Origin of the sequence: Streptomyces sp. SID3343 (assembly GCF_009865215.1) — a bacterium.
Lineage (GTDB): Bacteria > Actinomycetota > Actinomycetes > Streptomycetales > Streptomycetaceae > Embleya.
The window spans coordinates 23,989-41,190 of sequence record NZ_WWJX01001166.1 but is presented as its reverse complement, the minus strand read 5'-3'; the positions used below and the strand labels follow the sequence as shown (position 1 = coordinate 41,190).

Annotated in this window: 15 protein-coding genes; 9 read left to right on the top strand and 6 right to left on the bottom strand. The window is 69.5% G+C overall.

Translation table 11 applies throughout. The features are described from left to right. Positions 1 to 118 precede the first annotated feature (118 nt). Entirely contained in the window at positions 119 to 1,753 is a 1,635-nt protein-coding gene (locus GT354_RS36745) for a FadD3 family acyl-CoA ligase (protein WP_161360716.1), read from the top strand. Positions 1,754 to 1,821: 68 nt separating this feature from the next. On the opposite strand, the gene GT354_RS36740 is transcribed toward GT354_RS36745, so the two are convergent. Further along, entirely contained in the window at positions 1,822 to 2,661 is an 840-nt protein-coding gene (locus tag GT354_RS36740) for an enoyl-CoA hydratase/isomerase family protein (protein WP_161360715.1), read from the bottom strand. A 153-nt stretch (positions 2,662 to 2,814) separates the two neighbouring features. Here GT354_RS36740 and GT354_RS36735 point away from each other — a divergent pair, with 153 nt between their 5' ends. Beyond that, a complete protein-coding gene (locus GT354_RS36735; RefSeq protein ID WP_161360714.1) occupies positions 2,815 to 3,759 on the top strand; it encodes a TIGR03619 family F420-dependent LLM class oxidoreductase in 945 nt (314 codons plus the stop codon). Positions 3,760 to 3,827: 68 nt separating this feature from the next. Continuing rightward, positions 3,828 to 4,616: a glucose 1-dehydrogenase gene (locus GT354_RS36730; protein WP_161360713.1), complete on the top strand. Its 789-nt coding sequence runs from the start codon at positions 3,828 to 3,830 to the stop codon at positions 4,614 to 4,616. A gap of 307 nt (positions 4,617 to 4,923) precedes the next feature. Here GT354_RS36730 and GT354_RS36725 read toward each other — a convergent pair whose 3' ends face one another. The 4 genes from GT354_RS36725 to GT354_RS36710 form a co-directional block, all read right to left on the bottom strand. Beyond that, positions 4,924 to 5,406, bottom strand: coding sequence for an SUKH-3 domain-containing protein (locus GT354_RS36725; protein WP_161360712.1), 483 nt, complete (start codon positions 5,404 to 5,406; stop codon positions 4,924 to 4,926). Beyond that, positions 5,403 to 6,353: an SUKH-3 domain-containing protein gene (locus GT354_RS52945; RefSeq protein WP_202512692.1), complete on the bottom strand. Its 951-nt coding sequence runs from the start codon at positions 6,351 to 6,353 to the stop codon at positions 5,403 to 5,405. The genes GT354_RS36725 and GT354_RS52945 overlap by 4 nt, the downstream gene beginning before the upstream one ends. A gap of 14 nt (positions 6,354 to 6,367) precedes the next feature. Then, complete coding sequence (locus GT354_RS36715; protein WP_161360711.1) at positions 6,368 to 7,555, bottom strand: YwqJ-related putative deaminase; 1,188 nt, start codon at positions 7,553 to 7,555, stop codon at positions 6,368 to 6,370. 257 nt (positions 7,556 to 7,812) lie between these two features. Then, positions 7,813 to 8,511 (bottom strand): hypothetical protein, encoded by a 699-nt coding sequence (locus GT354_RS36710; RefSeq protein WP_161360710.1) that lies wholly within the window; start codon positions 8,509 to 8,511, stop codon positions 7,813 to 7,815. A 499-nt stretch (positions 8,512 to 9,010) separates the two neighbouring features. Here GT354_RS36710 and GT354_RS36705 point away from each other — a divergent pair, with 499 nt between their 5' ends. Further along, entirely contained in the window at positions 9,011 to 10,735 is a 1,725-nt protein-coding gene (locus tag GT354_RS36705) for a D-aminoacylase (protein WP_161360709.1), read from the top strand. A 204-nt stretch (positions 10,736 to 10,939) separates the two neighbouring features. Here the strand turns inward: GT354_RS36705 and GT354_RS36700 are convergent, their stop codons facing one another. Then, entirely contained in the window at positions 10,940 to 11,680 is a 741-nt protein-coding gene (locus GT354_RS36700) for a TetR/AcrR family transcriptional regulator C-terminal domain-containing protein (RefSeq protein ID WP_161360708.1), read from the bottom strand. Between the two features lie 98 nt (positions 11,681 to 11,778). Here GT354_RS36700 and GT354_RS36695 point away from each other — a divergent pair, with 98 nt between their 5' ends. The 5 genes from GT354_RS36695 (at position 11,779) to GT354_RS36675 (ending at position 17,161) form a co-directional block, all read left to right on the top strand. After that, positions 11,779 to 12,837 carry an ATP-binding cassette domain-containing protein gene (locus GT354_RS36695; protein WP_161360707.1) on the top strand — a complete coding sequence of 353 codons (1,059 nt, stop codon included), beginning with the start codon at positions 11,779 to 11,781 and terminating at the stop codon, positions 12,835 to 12,837. Next, on the top strand, positions 12,834 to 13,625 hold the full coding sequence (locus tag GT354_RS36690; protein WP_161360706.1) for an ABC transporter permease: 792 nt from the start codon (positions 12,834 to 12,836) through the stop codon (positions 13,623 to 13,625). The genes GT354_RS36695 and GT354_RS36690 overlap by 4 nt, the downstream gene beginning before the upstream one ends. A 104-nt stretch (positions 13,626 to 13,729) precedes the next feature. Then, a complete protein-coding gene (locus GT354_RS36685; protein WP_161360705.1) occupies positions 13,730 to 13,945 on the top strand; it encodes a type II toxin-antitoxin system VapB family antitoxin in 216 nt (71 codons plus the stop codon). Next, positions 13,942 to 14,361, top strand: a complete 420-nt coding sequence (locus GT354_RS36680) for a PIN domain nuclease (RefSeq protein WP_161360704.1) — start codon at positions 13,942 to 13,944, stop codon at positions 14,359 to 14,361. The genes GT354_RS36685 and GT354_RS36680 overlap by 4 nt, the downstream gene beginning before the upstream one ends. A 202-nt stretch (positions 14,362 to 14,563) precedes the next feature. Continuing rightward, positions 14,564 to 17,161 (top strand): bifunctional FO biosynthesis protein CofGH, encoded by a 2,598-nt coding sequence (locus GT354_RS36675; protein WP_161360703.1) that lies wholly within the window; start codon positions 14,564 to 14,566, stop codon positions 17,159 to 17,161. The last annotated feature ends 41 nt before the right edge of the window (positions 17,162 to 17,202 follow it).

The following is a 17,202-nucleotide window of genomic DNA, read 5'->3' as shown; positions in this document are numbered from 1 at the left end:
CGCAGCGCCGGCGGTTCGCGGTGGTGTGCGTCTCGATCGGCGTTCCGACGCTTCCCTCCCCGCCATGATCTGACGTACCGTCAGCTTCTATCAACCTCTGGCCTCTCCGGGAGCGATCATGCAAGGGGACCTTGAGTGGGGGAGCATTCCCGCCCTCGTCGACAGCGCGGCGGATCGCTTCGGTGACCGTGAGGCCGTGGTGGACGGCAATGTACGGGTCACCTACGCCCAACTGCGGGACCGGATCCGGCGTGCCGCCGGTGCGGTGATCGCGGCGGGCGTCGTCAAGGGCGACCGCGTCGGGATCTGGGCGCCGAACTCACTCGACTGGATCGTGTCGGCACTGGGCACGCTCACCGCCGGCGGCGTCGTGGTGCCGATGAACACGCGGTACAAGGGCGCCGAAGCCACGTACGTGCTCGGCAAGACGCGTGCCAAGGCGCTGTTCGTCTCGGGCACCTTCCTGGGCACGTCCTACGTCGGGATGCTGCGCCAGGCGGCCGGCGGCGCGGCCGAGGGCCGTGCCTTCACCGACCTTCCCGAGCTGAGCCGGGTGGTCGTCCTCGCGGACTCCGCGCCGGACGACTGCATCGCGTGGCCCGACTTCCTCGCCGCCGGCGACCGCGTCACCGACGCCGAGATCGACGCGCGCAAGGCCGAGGTCGGCCCGGACGACACGGGCGACATCATCTTCACCTCCGGTACCACCGGGCAGCCCAAGGGCGTGATGACCACGCAGGCGCAGACGCTGCGCGTGTTCGACACGTGGGCTTCGGTGGTCGGCCTGACCGAGGGCGACCGCTATTTCGTGGTGAACCCGTTCTTCCACACCTTCGGCTACAAGGCCGGCGTCATCGCGTGCCTGATCAAGGGCGCGACCCTCGTCCCGCAGGCGGTTTTCGACGCGGACGCCACGATGTCGGTGATCCAGAGCGAGAAGATCACCGTGCTCCCGGGCGCGCCGACGATCTACACCTCGCTTTTGGACGCGGTCGCGCGCGACGGTCACACGTACGACCTGTCCTCGCTGCGGCTCGCGGTGACCGGCGCGGCGGCGGTACCGCTGTCCCTGGTCACCCGGATGGCCGAGGAACTGGGCTTCGACTCGGTACTCACGGCGTACGGCCTGACCGAGTCGTGCGGCACGGCCACGATGTGCCGCCACGGTGACCCGGCGGAGATCATCGCGGCGACGTCGGGACGCGCGATCCCGGGCGTCGAGGTGGCCACCATGGACGCCGACGGCAAGCCGGCCCCGGCGGGCGAGTCGGGCGAGGTGTGGGTGCGCGGTTACAACGTGATGACCGAGTACTTCGAGGACCCCGAGGAGACCGCGAAGGCGGTCGACTCCGAGGGCTGGCTGCACACCGGCGACGTGGGCGTGCTCGACGAGCAGGGCAACCTGCGGATCACCGACCGGATCAAGGACATGTTCATCAGCGGCGGCTTCAACGCCTACCCCGCGGAGATCGAGTCGGTCCTGTCCGGTCACCCGGCCGTCTCCGAGGCCGCGGTGGTCGGGATACCCGACGCGCGGATGGGCGAGGTCGGCAAGGCGTACCTGTTGCTGCGCCCGGGCGCCGAGGTCACCGTGGAGGAGATCGTGGCCTACTGCCGGGCGGAGATGGCCAACTACAAGGTCCCGCGCGCGGTCGAGTTCGTCACCGAACTGCCGCGCAACCCCAGCGGCAAGGTGCTCAAGTTCGAACTCCGCGCCAAGGCCGCCGAGGAAGCGGCGGCGCGGAAGAGTTGACCACGACGCCGGTGGGGTCGAGGCGGACGCGACCGGGGTCGCGCCCACCTCGACCCCGCGGCGCGCGGTCACTTGCCCTCGAACTCCGCCGGCTTGCGGACGGCCTTGGCCGCGTAGCCCGCCACCGAGTCCTCGGAGACCAGGGTCAGCGCGGCGGTCATCGCGGTCAGGCCCAGGGCGGCGTCCAGGTTGGCGTCGGCGAAGGTGTCGATGCTGCGCTTGATCCCCTGGACCGCGAGCGGGGCGTTGGCGGCGATCTCCTCGGCGAGCGCACGGGCGGCCTTGTCGAGGTCCGACACCGGAACGACCTCCTGGACCAGGTTGAGCCGCTCGGCCGTGGCCGCGTCGATCCGACGGCCGGTCAGGGACAGCAGCTTGGCCCACCCGGCGCCGGCCTCGCGGGCGATCCGGATGTCGCCGCCCGCGTCCACCGCGACGCCGATCTGCGCCTCGGGGAGCGCGAACTTCGCGTCCTCGGCGGCGATTCGGATGTCCGCCATCAGGGCCAGTTCGAAGCCGAAGCCCAGGCAGTAGCCCTGCACGGCGGCCACCACCGGCTGCGGCAGCTTCGCGAACACCCGGAAGCGCTCGTGCACCCAACGCAGACCCTCGTAGTAGTTGCGGGTGCGCTCGGCGCCGGAGCGCCCGGTGATCGCGCCCCCGGGCGCGGTCACGTCGATGCCCGCGCAAAACGCCCGCCCCTCGGCGCGCAGCAGCACCACGCGGATGCGTTCGTCGAAGCGGATCCGGTCGGCCATGATGCCGAGCTGGCGAGTCGCCTCCCAGCTCCACGCGTTGAGCTTGTCCGGCCGACACAGCGTCAGCACGCCGATGCCGGCGGCCTCGTCGACCTCCAGGCGCATCCGGACCTCGGCCTCGTCCACGCTTGGGTCGGTGGTGTTGATCACGGTCCGGTTCCTCCAGGAGCGGTGCTTCGGCCTTGTCTGACGACCCGTTAGATCGGAGTATGTGACACGCGTTCGCCACAGTCCAACGCCACACCCGACGCCACACCCGACGTCAGACCCCCACGCTCCCCTCGATCCTTCGGAGGCTTTTCCATGGCCGCGATCCTGCCCCCCGGCACCCTGCACGTCGGCATGCAGTTGCCCATCCAGTCGCAGAGCAAGCTGTACGCGGAAGCCTGGGAGGAGACCTCGGGCCCCGACGAACTGGGCAAGATCGCGCAGGCGTGCGACGCGGCCGGCTTCGCCTACATCGCGGTCTGCGACCACACCGCGATCCCGCGCAGCCACGCCGGCGCGATGGGCACCGAGTGGTGGGACACGATGACCACGCTCGGCTGGCTCGCGGGGATCACCGAGCGGGTACGGCTGATCAGTCACGTGTCGGTGCTCGCGTATCGCCACCCGATGATGTCGGCGAAGGCGTTCGCGACGCTGGACAAGATCTCCAAGGGCCGCGCGATCGTCGGCGCGGGCGCGGGCCACGTCGAGGCCGAGTTCGACATGCTCGGGGTGAACTTCAAGGAGCGCGGCAAGGCGCTCAACGAGGCGCTGGAACTGCTCGACGTCGCGCTGCGCGAGGAGTACGTGACGTTCGAGAGCGAGCGGTGGCCGGTCGCCGACATGGGCGCGCGACCGCGCCCGGTACAGACGCCGCGGCCGCCGATCTGGATCGGTGGCTCGGCGGGCGCCGCGCTCAAGCGGGTGGCCAAGTACGGCGACGGCTGGCTGCCGCAGGGCAGCCCGCGCGAGACCTACCCGGCGCAGCTGGCCGAACTGCGGCGCTACCAGGAGGAGTTCGGCCGCGCCGACGAGCGCCTGGACATCGGCGCGATCACCGAGATCCTCTACGTCGGCGAGCCCGGTTGGGACGTCGGCGCGCACACCGTGAGCGGCAGCCCGGACAAGCTCGCCGAGTCGCTGCGCTGGTACGGCGAACAGGGCGCGAACCAGATCCAGGTTCGCTTCCGCAGCCGCGACCTGGCCGAACTGCTCGACCAGATCGCCCGCTTCGCGGCCGAGGTCGCCCCGCAGCTGTAGCCGGGCGTCCCCACCGGTCCAACCGGTCCCCACCCATCACCGTCCGCACTCCGAAAGGAACTTCTCGCATGGGCAAGCTCGACGGCAGGGTCGTCCTGATCACCGGTGCCGCTCGCGGCCAGGGCGTGGTCGAAGCACGTCTGTTCGTGGCCGAGGGCGCGCGCGTCGTGCTCGGGGACATCCTCGACGAGGCGGGCAAGGCAGCGGCCGAGGAGATCGGCGACGCGGCCAGGTACGTACACCTGGACGTGTCGAACGAGGACGACTGGAAGCGTGCCGTACAGGTCGCGGTGACCGAGTTCGGCAAGCTCGACGGCCTGGTCAACAACGCCGGGATCCTCGCGTTCGCCCCGATCGAGGAGATGTCCGCCGAGGAGTACCTGCGGATCGTGCACGTCAACCAGCTCGGCACCTTCCTGGGCATGAAGACCGCGCTGCCGGCGATGCGCGCGGCGGGCGGCAAGGGCACGATCGTCAACATCGCCTCCTACGCCGGGCTCGCCGGCATGGAGGGCCTGGTCGCCTACGCCTCCACCAAGGGCGCGGTGCTCGCGATGACCCGCGTGGCGGCCCTGGAGGCCGCGCCGAACATCCGGGTCAACGCGATCTGCCCGGGCGGCGTACGCACGCCGATGACCAACCCGGGCGACATCGACGGCCTGACCAGCCCGGTGCCCGCCCCGGGCGAGCCGGACCCGGCCAGTGAGATCTTCGGCGGCATACCACTGGCCCGAATCGGCGAGCCGGACGAGATCGCCACCGCCGCCCTCTACCTCACCGGCGGCGACAGTTCCTACATGACCGGCACCCACATCGTGGTCGACGGCGGCTGGATGGCCGGCGTCAAGCTCTTCTGACCCACGCCCGTCGCGGCGCCCGAGGACAACCCCTCGGGCCCCGCGGGCCGGCCGCCGGCCCGCGGGGGGCAGGTTCCCGAGGTGGGCGGTGCAAGCTGTTCCACCGGGTTCGGTCTCGGTCGGCTTGGGTCGCCCGCCCGCGCTGCGAAGTCCTGTGAACCGGACGCCCGGCCAGGAGTCCGTCGTCGCCGAGATACACCTCACCAACGGAATCGAACCCTACGCTCAGCAGGTGGCGACCAGTGTGGCGGCGACCCCGGCCGGGTCGTTGGGCAAGTGGTGAACGATCCACACGTCACGGGCGCCTTCAGTAGGTGCCGTTCTCCTTGACGCGTATGAAGGCGGTACCCGACGTCAGTGTGTTGACGGCCGCGTCGACGTCGATGCCGAGGAGCCAGTCGCCGGTGTGGTCGCGGGAGAAGACACGACCCGCGCTGTCGATGAGTACTACCGCTTCACCGTCGTCGAGTGTGCCGAGAGGTGCCATCGGGCGGTTCATCTGTGCGCTGAACACCGCGCATCCGTGGGCCGTATGGATGGCATCCAGCGGATCGAACGAGAAGGTACACAACGCCAGTTCCACGCCGGCCCCCTCCTGCCCGATCCGCAGGGAGGCATATCGGGCCCACGCCTCGACGGCGGCCGGGTGCACGGTGTGCACCAACCCGCCGGGCGAGCGATACGCGGCGATGGCCAAGTGCAGGCGTTGGGCTCGTTCGTCGTCCCGGCTGCCGATCTGCCATCCGACTGCGGCGAGGCGCAGCTGTGCCTCTGCGTTGAGCGGTGTCATGTGGGAACAACCTCGATCTGAAAGTACTCGAGCATCGCGGCGCACGAGCGGCATGGTGGTTGGAAGGTCCCGTGCGTGGGGTCGCCCCATTCCCGGATGCGGGTCACGGTGACAGCGGTCGTGTTGACCCGAAACGATTCGCAGGCCCACTCGGCGTCCATGGGTTCGTCCCCCCAGTCCTCCTGCATGTGCCACAACGCATCCGACACCAGGGCGGCCTCCGCGCAGCGGCCGATGTAGGTCGTGCGCAGGCGTACCGGCAGGGCGTCGAAGAATTCCCGCAATACCGGGTGCAGGTTTGGCTCTCCGTCGCCTTTGAGACTGGTGTGGGTGAACACATAGGTGGCGATGGTCAAAGCGCCTGATGTCGCCGGCAGGAATTCCGGCGGCACGCCCTCGAATGGTTCCCGTTCGTCCGCAGGGGCGTCCGAGCTCTCCTCGAACGGTGGGAGACCATCCTCTTCGAGGTGACTGAAATCTACTTCCTCGGTCTTGATTCCGCGCACGAGCACGACGAGAGCTTCGTCGAGGTTCGCACCGAGGTGGAAGTACCCGCCGATGGGGTGATCGAGATAGACCCGGCCGTCGATTCCCATGAACAGTCTGGCGTGCACATCTGCGGTCCAGCCGAAGGGGAGGACGAATTGTCGGTACATCTCCTCTTGTTCGAGCAATGCCTTGGGTACGGCGCCGGCCCTGACGTCACCGATCGAAAAGTCGAACCGACCGAGCGACACCCCGGGCCCGTCCTGCCGTACGGTGATGCCGCCGAATTCGGCCAGCGCGGCATGCAGTGCGGGGAAGACGCACCGATCGCCCTCCATCACGGCGAGTTGTCGATTCGTTTCAGCGACCCAGTCTTCGAAATCTTCCGAAACATCTCGCCCAGGGAACCAACCGGCACCCCTCAGTACTTCCTCCACCTGAGCGGGGAAACGCTCGGACATCAGATTCTTCTTTCTCAAACGCGGGTGGGTACGTGGGTGACCCCAAGGTAATCGATCACCTGAGCACAGGAGCGGCAAGCGGGAGTGTATGAGCCTTGGGGTGCCAAACCGGGGTCGTTGTCATGGTTGATGGAGTGACTGGTCATTCGACCGCCGGAAAGGTAGTCACGGGCTTCTTCGGGCGTCAGGGGTGGCCGGCCCGGGCGCTGTGCCTCGACGGCATGGAGACGGTCCGAAAGCAATGCCACCTCGGAACAGCGTCCGTGTCCGATGCTTCTTTCCAACTCGGGTACGCGATCATAGAGTTCGGCGAGAGCCGGGTGGACGTCGATATCTCCTCGCCGCATGCTCGTGTGGCTGGTGACCACCCCATCGTGTTCGAAGGCGCCGGCCATCGTCGGGCGCGTGCGCTGGCCGACCTGTTTGTCGGCGGCCACAGCGTCTCGTGTGTCGCTCGCGAGCTGTTGCGAACTTTCACCCAAGATCGAGTCCCGTTCGGCCGTACTCGTTTGATTCGGCCTCAGGGTTGTCGTTCGCCCCTCGTAGCTCGTGGCACCTTGGCCAGTCGGATTCCGGCTGCGGCGAATGGCCGGATCGCCTTCCGGCCCTGGTCTGTCATAGGGACGAAAGCCGCCGTTTTCCGGGTTGGCCGGCCCCTTGATCCCGCCGCCTTTGCCCCCGCCTCCGGCTCCTCCGCCGGATCCACCGGGAGCGGAGGGGGGCTGTGTCCGGCCGGAGCCGGATGAGCCGGGCGGTGGGCCACCGGGTTTGCTCGACGATGACGAGGGTTTGCTGCGGCCTTCGGATGGTTTCTTGTTGCCGGGCGTGTTTTCGGTCGGGAGCTTGGGGGTTTTCGCGGCCTGGTCGTTGTCGTTTTTGACGGTGCGTTGGACGCTTTGGCGGAGGCCGGTGCCGGTTTTGGTGACCAGGGTCGAGGTGTTTGTGGTGCCGCGTTGGTGGCTGGAGACGAGCGTGTCGTATTGGGTCTTGAGTCCGGCGCTGTAGCGGTCGTTGCCGAAGGGGTTCGCCTCGCCGACCTGTTTCTGGAGGTTGGCTTGGGCGGCGCCGATGCGGTTGCTCGCGGCTTCCATGCGTTGGGCGGCGGCTTCGACGGATTGGGGGGTCGTCACCGTCTTGGCGCCCGGGGCTGCGGGGGCCGGGGGGCGCCACGGTGGTTTCGAGGCGCTCTCGATGGTGGGCATGTACGGCCCCGAGGGGGCGGACGGTGTCGTTGCCTCGGGAGCAGGGGTGGAAGGGGTGCCGGGCTTGGGCGCCGATGGGAGGTCCGGGGGATTGAAGGTGGGGCCCTCGGTGTCCTTGGCGGGCGGACTTCCGGGGGTGTTTGTGCTTTTGGGCGGCTGCCCTTTGGGGGGCTGGGCGCCCGGGGCGTCGGGCTTGGTGATGTCCGGTGCGGTCGGCTTGGGCGGCGGGGCCGGTGGCTTCGGCGGTTTGGGGGGCATCAGAGGCCGCCCTTCGGGTCCAACGCCGAGCTGATGTTCGACCGGGGGGCCGCGGATGGTTCGGCCGATCCGCCGGGAGGCGTCGAGAGCAACCGGCTCTGGGCCGGGGCGGCGGAGTCGGCGGCCGGGGCGGCGGGTTCCAGGCCGCGTTCGTTCAGTTCCGTGCCCTTGTGGGCCAGTGCGTCCAGGCCGCCGAGGTCTTGGGCGGTGCGCAGTAGGCCCGCCACCTTTGCGGCCATCGCGTCGAAGCGTGTGGTGAGCGCCTTGCGGGCGACGTCGATCTCGTAGAGGTCGTGGGGCGCGCCGTCCGGAGGTAATCGGCCCTCGGCCCGCAGCGACGCGATCTTGTCGCGCAGGGTGCGCAGGTGGACTTCGGCTTCCTGCTGGGCGGTTCGGACCTCGGTTGCCGCGTTCGTGAAGCCGGTGACCAGTTCCTTGGACGCGTTGTACACGCCGACCAGTTGGCTGCTCGACACGTGTCCCCAGTAGCCGGCGAAGGCGTCCGCCGCCGGGCCGCTGTTGTCGGCCATGAGGGCGGTGGCCGCCGTGTCGGCGTCCATCCGTGCCGAGTCCACCTCACCGGCGTACACGTTGTACGCGTTGGACATCCGATCCAGCGCGTCCGCGTCGATCGCCGGCCACTCGACTCCGGTCCATCCCAACGCCTCCGCCACATCGGCGGGCACACTCGGTCCCACGCGTCCCCCTCGCGTCGTCCGTCGATCGTCCATTCCCGGCGTGACCAGGAGGCGGTGAATGCCGGCGCTCTCGCCTTGGCATGCCGTATGCGGACGACTACGAGAAGCGATCGTATTGGCTGGTTGGATGCTTTGGGTGACGGGGCGGTTGCGATGTCCAAGGTTGTGGACGCTCTGGTGGTCTTTGGGCCGGAAGGCCGAACGCGTGCTGTCCCAGAGGGAGTTCGGTGTGCGAGCGGGTGGACTGCTCGGCTTGGGCGGCGGGCGCGCGCCGGCCGTGCACCGGGAGCCGGCGGAGCCGCTCGGCGGGTCGATTCGAGCGTTCTCGATATGCCCCTACGGCATATCTCGGGTGAGACCCGTCTCATCCCGCACGGCCCCCTGGCGGGCTCGGATATCTGACGTACCATCAGTTCCGTGGGTGTACGAGGCCGTGTGCGTGGATGGCATGTGGATGGCCGCGTTTGCAGGCAACACCGAGGGCTGAAGGAGCTTCGCCATGCTGGACCACGTCATCACCGGAGCAACCGTCGTCGACGGGACGGGCGCGCCGTCCTTCCTGGGTGACGTGGGCATCAGGGACGGTCGCATCGTCGCGGTCACCCCCGCCGGCGGCATAACCGAAGAGGCCGCGAGCACCGAGAACGCCGAGGGCCTGGTGCTGGCTCCCGGGTTCGTCGACCCGCACACGCACTACGACGCCCAGCTGCACTGGGACCCGTACGCGACGCCGTCGGTCAACCACGGCGTGACCACGATCATCGGCGGCAACTGCGGCTTCACGCTCGCGCCGCTCAAGGCCGAGGACGCCGACTACACCCGCCGGATGATGGCCAAGGTCGAGGGCATGGCGCTGCCCGCCCTGGAGAACGGTGTCGACTGGAGCTGGGAGACCTTCGCCCAGTACCTCGACAAGCTCGAAGGCAAGATCGCGGTCAACGCGGGCTTCATGGCCGGCCACTGCGCGATTCGCCGCTACGTGATGGGCGCCGACTCGGTCGGCAAGGAGGCCTCGCCGGAGCAGGTCGCGGCGATGGTCGTCGAGCTGGGCAAGGCGATGGACGCCGGGGCGCTGGGTTTCTCCACCGGCCAGTCGAACCACACCGACGGCGACGGCAACCCCGTACCGTCGCGCGCCGCCACGCCCGCCGAGATCCTCGCCCTGTGCGAAGAGGTCGGCAAGCACGAGGGCACCCAACTCGAAGTCATCGTCTCGGGCTGTCTCGACAAGTTCTCGGACGACGAGATCGACCTCCTGGTCAAGATGACCACGACGGCCGGCCGCCCGATGAACTGGAACGTGCTCACGGTCGACTCCGCCGCGCCCGATCGCGCGCCGCGCCAGATCTACGCGTCGGAGAAGGCCAAGGAGGCCGGCGGTCGGATCGTCATCCTGACCATGCCGGTGCTGGTCCCGATGAACATGTCGTTCCTGAACTACTGCGCGCTCAACCTGATGCCGAACTGGGGCCCGATCCTGTCCCTGCCGGTGCCCGAGCGGATCGCCAAGCTGCGGGACCCGCAGGTGCGCGCCGAGATGGTACGCAACGCGGACAGCCCCGAGGCGGGCGTCTTCCGCCGGCTCGCGGACTTCGGCCGCTACGTCATCGGCGACACCTACTCCGAGGCGAACGAGGGCCTGTCCGGCCGCGTCGTCGCGGACATCGCCAAGGAGCGCGGCCAGGACGACTTCCAGACCCTCATCGAGATCTGCATCAACGACGACCTGCGCACGATCCTGTGGCCGATGCCGACCGACAACGACCAGGCGTCGTGGGACCTGCGCCGCGACGTGTGGGAGAACGAGCACGTCATCCTGGGCGGTTCGGACGCCGGCGCGCACCTGGACCGGATGTGCGGCGCGACCTACACCACCCGCTTCCTCGGCGACATGCTCCGCGGCCGCAAGATCGTGTCGTTGGAGCGCGCCGTACAGATGCTCACCACCGAGCCGGCCGAGCTGTTCGGTCTGGTCGACCGCGGCCGGATCGCCGAGGGCTTCCACGCCGACCTGGTCCTGTTCGACCCGGCCACCGTGGGCTCGGGCCCGGCCCGGCTGATGAACGACATGCCGGGCGACAGCGCCCGACTGACCAGCGAGTCGACCGGCGTGGTCAGCGTGCGCGTCAACGGCGTCGAGACCATCCGCGACGGGCAGACCACCGGCGCGGCCAACGGCGCACTGCTGCGCTCGGGCAAGGACACGGTGACGGTCTCCGTCTGACGGACATCACCTGAATCGGCACCAACTGGTCGGCACCACACAAGACTCGGCGGCGCACGGGGGTCCTCCCGTGCGCCGCCGCTGCATGTCCGGGGACGGGTCGGCTCGGTCGGCCCTCGGCAGCACCGGGAGTCCCGTACGCGGAATGCCCGCAGCCGGACGAAAGGCCGAAAGCGCGGAGCCGGCCCCGGTCGACGGGTGGTTTCAGCCCTGCCCCGGGCCGAGCAGAGCGGTCAGCAGCCGGTCGAGCGAGCGGGCGAACACCGCGTCGGAGTCCGGGGGTTCGCCGCCGGCCGCCATCGCCGCCGTCAGTTGGGGATAGTCGCCGCTCGCCGCGACCCCCGACAGATACCTGAGCAGGTCCGCGTGCCAGGTCTCCCCGCCGGCCGGCGCCGCGTTGGCGTGTTCCCACTGGGCGAACTGGGCCACGAAGCCGGAGAGCAGTGACATGGCCTCCATCTTCGCGGGGCCGTCGAGGTCGGTGCCCACCAACGCGGTCAGGAAGAACTCGGTCACCCGAAGCGAATTGGGGCCCAGGGATGGGCGTTTGACCAGGAGTTCGACCATCCACGGGTGCCGGCGCGAGAGCGCGAGCTGTTCGTGGGCGACGAATCGCAGGTCGGCGCGCGGGTCGCCCGACGGGGTGTCGGGGAGGCGATACTCGCCGACGATCTCGTCGAGCATCAGGTCGAAGAGGTGTTCCTTCTTCGGTACGTAGTTGTACAGCGACATCGTCCCGGCGCCGAGCGCGGCGGCGACTCGGCGCATCGCGACCGCGTCGATCCCCTCCGCATCCGCGATCTCGACCGCGGCAGCGGCGATGGCCTTACGGCTGTGTGCCGGGCGCGGGCCGCGTCCGGTGCGTTCCGGGCGAAGCCAGATCAGCTCGGGTACGCCGGCGGAGCCGCGGTCGCCCGCGGCGGATGTGGGTTTGGCGGATGCCACCGAAGATCACCTCGGCCCCATCTTAGTTACGTACGCAGTACGTAGTAGTGTGCCGCTCGTGCGCTTCTACGTACGACGTACCTAGTAGGAGGTCGACCATGGATTCCCGCCGCCCGGATCCCACCGACAGAGCTCTCGCCAAACCCGCCAAACCCGCCGGCCCCACCCCACCCGCCGCCCTCGTGGCCGAAGGCCTGTGGAAGACGTTCGGCAAGGTCGAGGCACTGCGCGGCTTCGACCTGACCGTCCCGGCCGGGACGGTGTGCGGCCTCCTGGGGCTCAACGGGGCCGGAAAGACCACCGCGGTACGGGTGTTCTCGACCCTGGTCACCCCGGATGCCGGGTCCGCCCGGGTCGCCGGCCACGACGTGGTGCGCGACCCGGGTCGAGTCCGGCGACTGATCGGCCTGGCCGGCCAGCACGCGGCGCTGGAGGAAGGGGTGACGGGTCGCGAGAACCTCGTCCTCTTCGGCCGGTTCAACCGCCTCGGCTCGCGCGCGGCGAAGGCGCGGGCGGACGAACTGCTGACCGACTTCGGCCTCGCCGACGCGGCCGATCGGCTGGTGCGCACCTACTCCGGGGGCATGCGTCGCCGCCTCGACCTGATCACGAGCTTGATCACCCGCCCACCCGTACTGTTCCTCGACGAACCCACCACCGGCCTGGACCCGCGCAGCCGCAACGACATCTGGCGGGTCGTGCGGGAACTGGCGGCCGAGGGTACGACGGTCCTGCTGACCACGCAGTATCTGGACGAGGCGGACCGGCTCGCCGACGCGGTCGCCGTGGTCGAGCACGGGCGGGTGATCGCGTCGGGGACTCCCGAGCGGCTCAAGGCGGCGATCGGGACCAGCGTGGAGGTCACCGTCCTGGCCGCGGCCGACCTGGAGACCACCGGCGCGGTACTCGGCCGGCTGGGCACCGGGGAGCCGGTGGTCGACCGGGACGAACTACGCCTGCGGGCGGTCACCCGTCCGGGCGCGGGGGTGTCGATGCCGCACCTGATCCGCGAACTCGACGCCGCGGGCGTCACCGTCGTGGACGTGGCGCTGCGCGCGCCGAGCCTGGACGACGTGTTCCTGACCCTGACCACCGACCCCACAGCCGCGGCCTCCACAGCCCCCGCAACCCCCGACGCCGACAAGGCCACCCGATGAGCATCCGCCACGCGCTCTCCGACACCCGCACCCTCGCGACCCGAATCCTGCTCTACTACCGCCACTCGCCGGCGCTCGTCCTGGTGAGCCTGATCGTGCCCGTGGCCCTGGTACTGGTGTTCGGCTACGTCTTCGGCAGCGCGATCGACGTGCCCGGCGACAACTATCGCGAGTACCTGATGCCGGGGCTGTTCGCGCTGGTCGCGATGAACACGGTGATGCCGACCATGGTGGGCACCGCGCGCGACATCGGGCTCGGCGTCACCGACCGGCTGCGCTCGATGCCGGTGTCGCGCCCGGGCCTGCTGCTGGGCCAGGCGGTTGCCGACGCGGTGGTGGGGGTGGTGGTCCTGATCGCGGTGACCGGGCTCGGCCTGGCCGTCGGGTGGCGCGTTCGCGACGGCGCGACCGATGCGCTCGCCGCCTTCGCGCTGCTCGTGTTGTTCCGCTTCGTGATGACGTGGGTGGGCATCCACCTGGGGCTGCTCGCGGGCCGCGAGGACGTCGCGGGCCAACTCGGCGTCCTGGTGCTGCCGATCGCGATGGTCACCAACGCCTTCGTCCCCACCGAGGGCATGCCCGCGTGGCTGCGCGCGATCGCCGACTGGAACCCGATCAGCGCCCTGGTCGCCGCCTGCCGAACCCTCTTCGGCAACCCGACCCCGCCGACCGCGCACGCCGCCCTACCCCTGCAACACCCGGTGGCCGCCACCCTGATCTGGTCGGCGGCCCTGCTCGCGATTTTCGTACCCCTGTCGATCCGACGCTTCGACACACACGGCCGCTGAGCGCCCCCGCTCACGCCGCTCTCGTTCGGGTGGATCTGTCGCGGGTCCGGAGCGGATCGCCCGTTTTCCACCTATTCTGTATGAGACACATACAGGAGGCATATATGAGCAACACCGTGATCGACATAGACGATGAAGCGCTGGCCGAGGCCATGGCGCTGCTCGGGACGAAGACCAAGAAGGACACGGTGAACACGGCGCTCCGCGAGGTTGCACAGCGCCGCCGTCGCCGGCAGGCGATGGCCGAGATGCAGAGGTCCGCCGCAGAAGGCGGGATCGATCTCGAATTCTTGAGCGACAAGCGGAAGTACCGCAGTTGATCGTCGCCGACTACCTCATCGACACAAGCGCCGTCCGGCGGTTGTTGCGGGACACCGCTTTGGTCCTGCCCTGGCATGCCTCGGTCGAGGCGGGGCTCGTCGGGGTCTGCCCGATCACAGAGCTGGAAATCCTGCGCAGTGCTCGCAACTCGGGCGAGGCGGCTCACCTCGACGATTGGCTGGGCAACCTCTACCTGCCCTACGAAACCGACGAGCGCGACATCCGACGAGCCCGAGCGGTGCAACGGAAGCTGACGCACACCGGGGGCCATCGTGCCCCGGGGCCGAGCGATTTGATCATCGCCGCCACGGCCGAACGGCACCGCCTGGCCTTGCTGCACGACGACAACGACTTCGAGGCCATCGCGAAGGTCACCGGACAGCCGTTGGCGCGGGTAACCGGTTCGTTGCCCTGATCGGGACGGGCCCCCGCGACCCGTGCGCGGGCGCACGTGACGTGCGACACGAGTCGTAATGGCCTCGCGCGCGCACGCCTACCCTTGGTCTGTTCGGGGGGCGACGTCGCGTCGGCTCCCGTTTGTCGGTCGGTCGGAGCGTACAAGTCGCGGTCGGCCTGCCGGTACAGCCCGAGCAACAGCGACGACAGCGAGGTGTCGCATGGCCACGATCCCGAACGAGGGACGACCAACCGAGAGTTCGATGCGGCGTGCGCTGCGCCGAGCGCGAGACGGGGTCATGCTCGACGTCTCGGAAGCGTCGGTCCTGCTGCACGCGCGAGGCGCGGACCTGGACGACCTGTGCGCGTCGGCCGGCCGGGTGCGCGACGCCGGGCTCGACGCGGTCGACCGGCCGGGTGTGATCACCTACAGCCGAAAGGTGTTCATCCCCTTGACCCGGCTGTGTCGGGACAAGTGTCACTACTGCACCTTCGTGACCGTCCCCGGCAAGCTCAAGCGCGACGGACACGGAATGTTCCTCAGCCCCGACGAGGTGCTGAAGATCGCCCGCGACGGGGCCGCGCTCGGCTGCAAGGAAGCCCTGTTCACGCTCGGCGACCGGCCCGAGGACCGCTGGCCCGAGGCCCGTGAGTGGCTCGACGCGCACGGCTACGACGACACGCTCTCCTACGTCCGCGCGATGTCGATCCGGGTGCTGGAGGAGACCGGCCTGCTGCCGCACCTCAATCCCGGGGTGTTGTCCTGGACCGACTTCCAGCGGCTCAAGCCGGTCAGCGCGTCGATGGGGATGATGCTGGAGACCACCGCGACCCGGTTGTGGTCCGAGCCCGGCGGCCCGCACCACGGCTCTCCGGACAAGGACCCGGCCGTGCGCCTGCGGGTGCTCGAGGACGCCGGGCGCTCCAACGTCCCGTTCACCACCGGCATCCTGATCGGCATCGGCGAGGACATGACCGAGCGGGCCGAGTCGATCTTCGCGATGCGCAGGATCGCCCGGCAGTACAGCTCGATCCAGGAAGTCATCGTCCAGAACTTCCGCGCCAAGCCGGACACCGCGATGCGGGCCGTCCAGGACGCCGACCTCGTCGAACTCGCCGCCGCGATCGCGGTCACCCGGATCGTGCTCGGGCCCAAGGCCCGGGTCCAGGCCCCGCCGAACCTGATCGGCGACGAGTACGCGCTGATGATCCGGGCCGGCATCGACGACTGGGGCGGCGTCTCGCCGCTGACCCCCGACCACGTCAACCCGGAGTTGGCCTGGCCGCAGATCGACGACCTCGCGGCGCGCACCGCCGAGGCCGGTTACACGCTGCGCGAGCGGCTCACCGTGTATCCCGAGATCATCCACCGCGGCGAGCCGTGGATCGACCCGCGCGTCCTGCCGCACGTGCGCGCGCTGTCCGACCCCGAGACGGGCCTGGCGATCGAGGGCAAGTGCCCCGAGGGTCTGCCGTGGCAGGAGCCCGAGGACATCTTCGCGGCCGCCTCCGGCCGGACCGACCTGCACGTGACGATCGACACGACCGGCCGTACCAACGACCGTCGTGACGACTTCGACAACGTGTACGGCGACTGGGAGTCGCTGCGCGAGCAGGTCGCCGACAGCGCGACCGGGTCGGTGGTGCGGCTCGACTCGGAGGTCAAGGCGGCGCTAGTCCGGGCCGCGGCCGACCCGACGAAGCTCACCGACGCGCAGGCGCTCGCGCTGTTCCACTGCGACGGCCCGGCGATGGACGAACTGGCCCGCATCGCCGACGACTTGCGCCGCGACGTCAACGGCGACGAGATCACCTACATCGTCAACCGCAACATCAACTTCACCAACGTCTGCTACACCGGCTGCCGGTTCTGCGCGTTCGCGCAACGCCGCACCGACGCCGACGCGTACACGCTCTCGCTCGACCAGGTCGGCGAGCGCGCCGAACAGGCGTGGGCGGTCGGCGCGACCGAGGTCTGCATGCAGGGCGGCATCCACCCCGACCTGCCGGGCACCGCCTACTTCGACATCGCCCGCGAGGTCAAGAAGCGTGTCCCGGACATGCATGTGCACGCGTTCTCGCCGATGGAGGTCGTCAACGGCGCGACCCGCACCGGAATGTCGATCCGCGACTGGCTGATCGCGGCCAAGGAGGCCGGGCTCGACACCATCCCCGGCACCGCCGCCGAGATCCTCGACGACGACGTGCGGTGGATCCTGACCAAGGGCAAGCTGCCCGCCGCGACCTGGGTCGAGGTGGTCTCCACCGCGCACGAGCTGGGCATCCGCAGTTCGTCCACGATGATGTACGGCCACGTGGACACGCCGTCGCACTGGCTCGCGCACCTGAGGCTGCTCGGGCAGATCCAGGACCGCACGGGCGGCTTCACCGAGTTCGTGACGCTGCCCTTCGTGCACACCAACGCGCCGGTCTACCTCGCCGGCATCGCCCGCCCCGGTCCGACGCTGCGCGACAACCGGGCCGTGCACGCGATGGCGCGCATCCTGCTGCACGGCAAGATCGACAACATCCAGACGAGCTGGGTCAAGCTCGGCGTCGAGGGCACCAACATGATGCTCGAAGGCGGCGCGAACGACATGGGCGGCACGCTCATGGAGGAGACCATCTCGCGGATGGCCGGCGCCGACAACGGCTCGAAGAAGTCGATCGCCGAACTGGAGGCGATGGCCGCGTCGCTGGGCCGGCACGCCCGCCAACGCACCACCACCTACGGCGAGGTGAGCCCCGAGCGTCAGGCGGTGGCCCGCCGGCACGACGCCGAGGTCGAACGGATCATGCTCCCGATCCTGACCAACTGAGGCCCTGCGCGAATCCGACCGACCGAAGCTCCGCGCAAGGC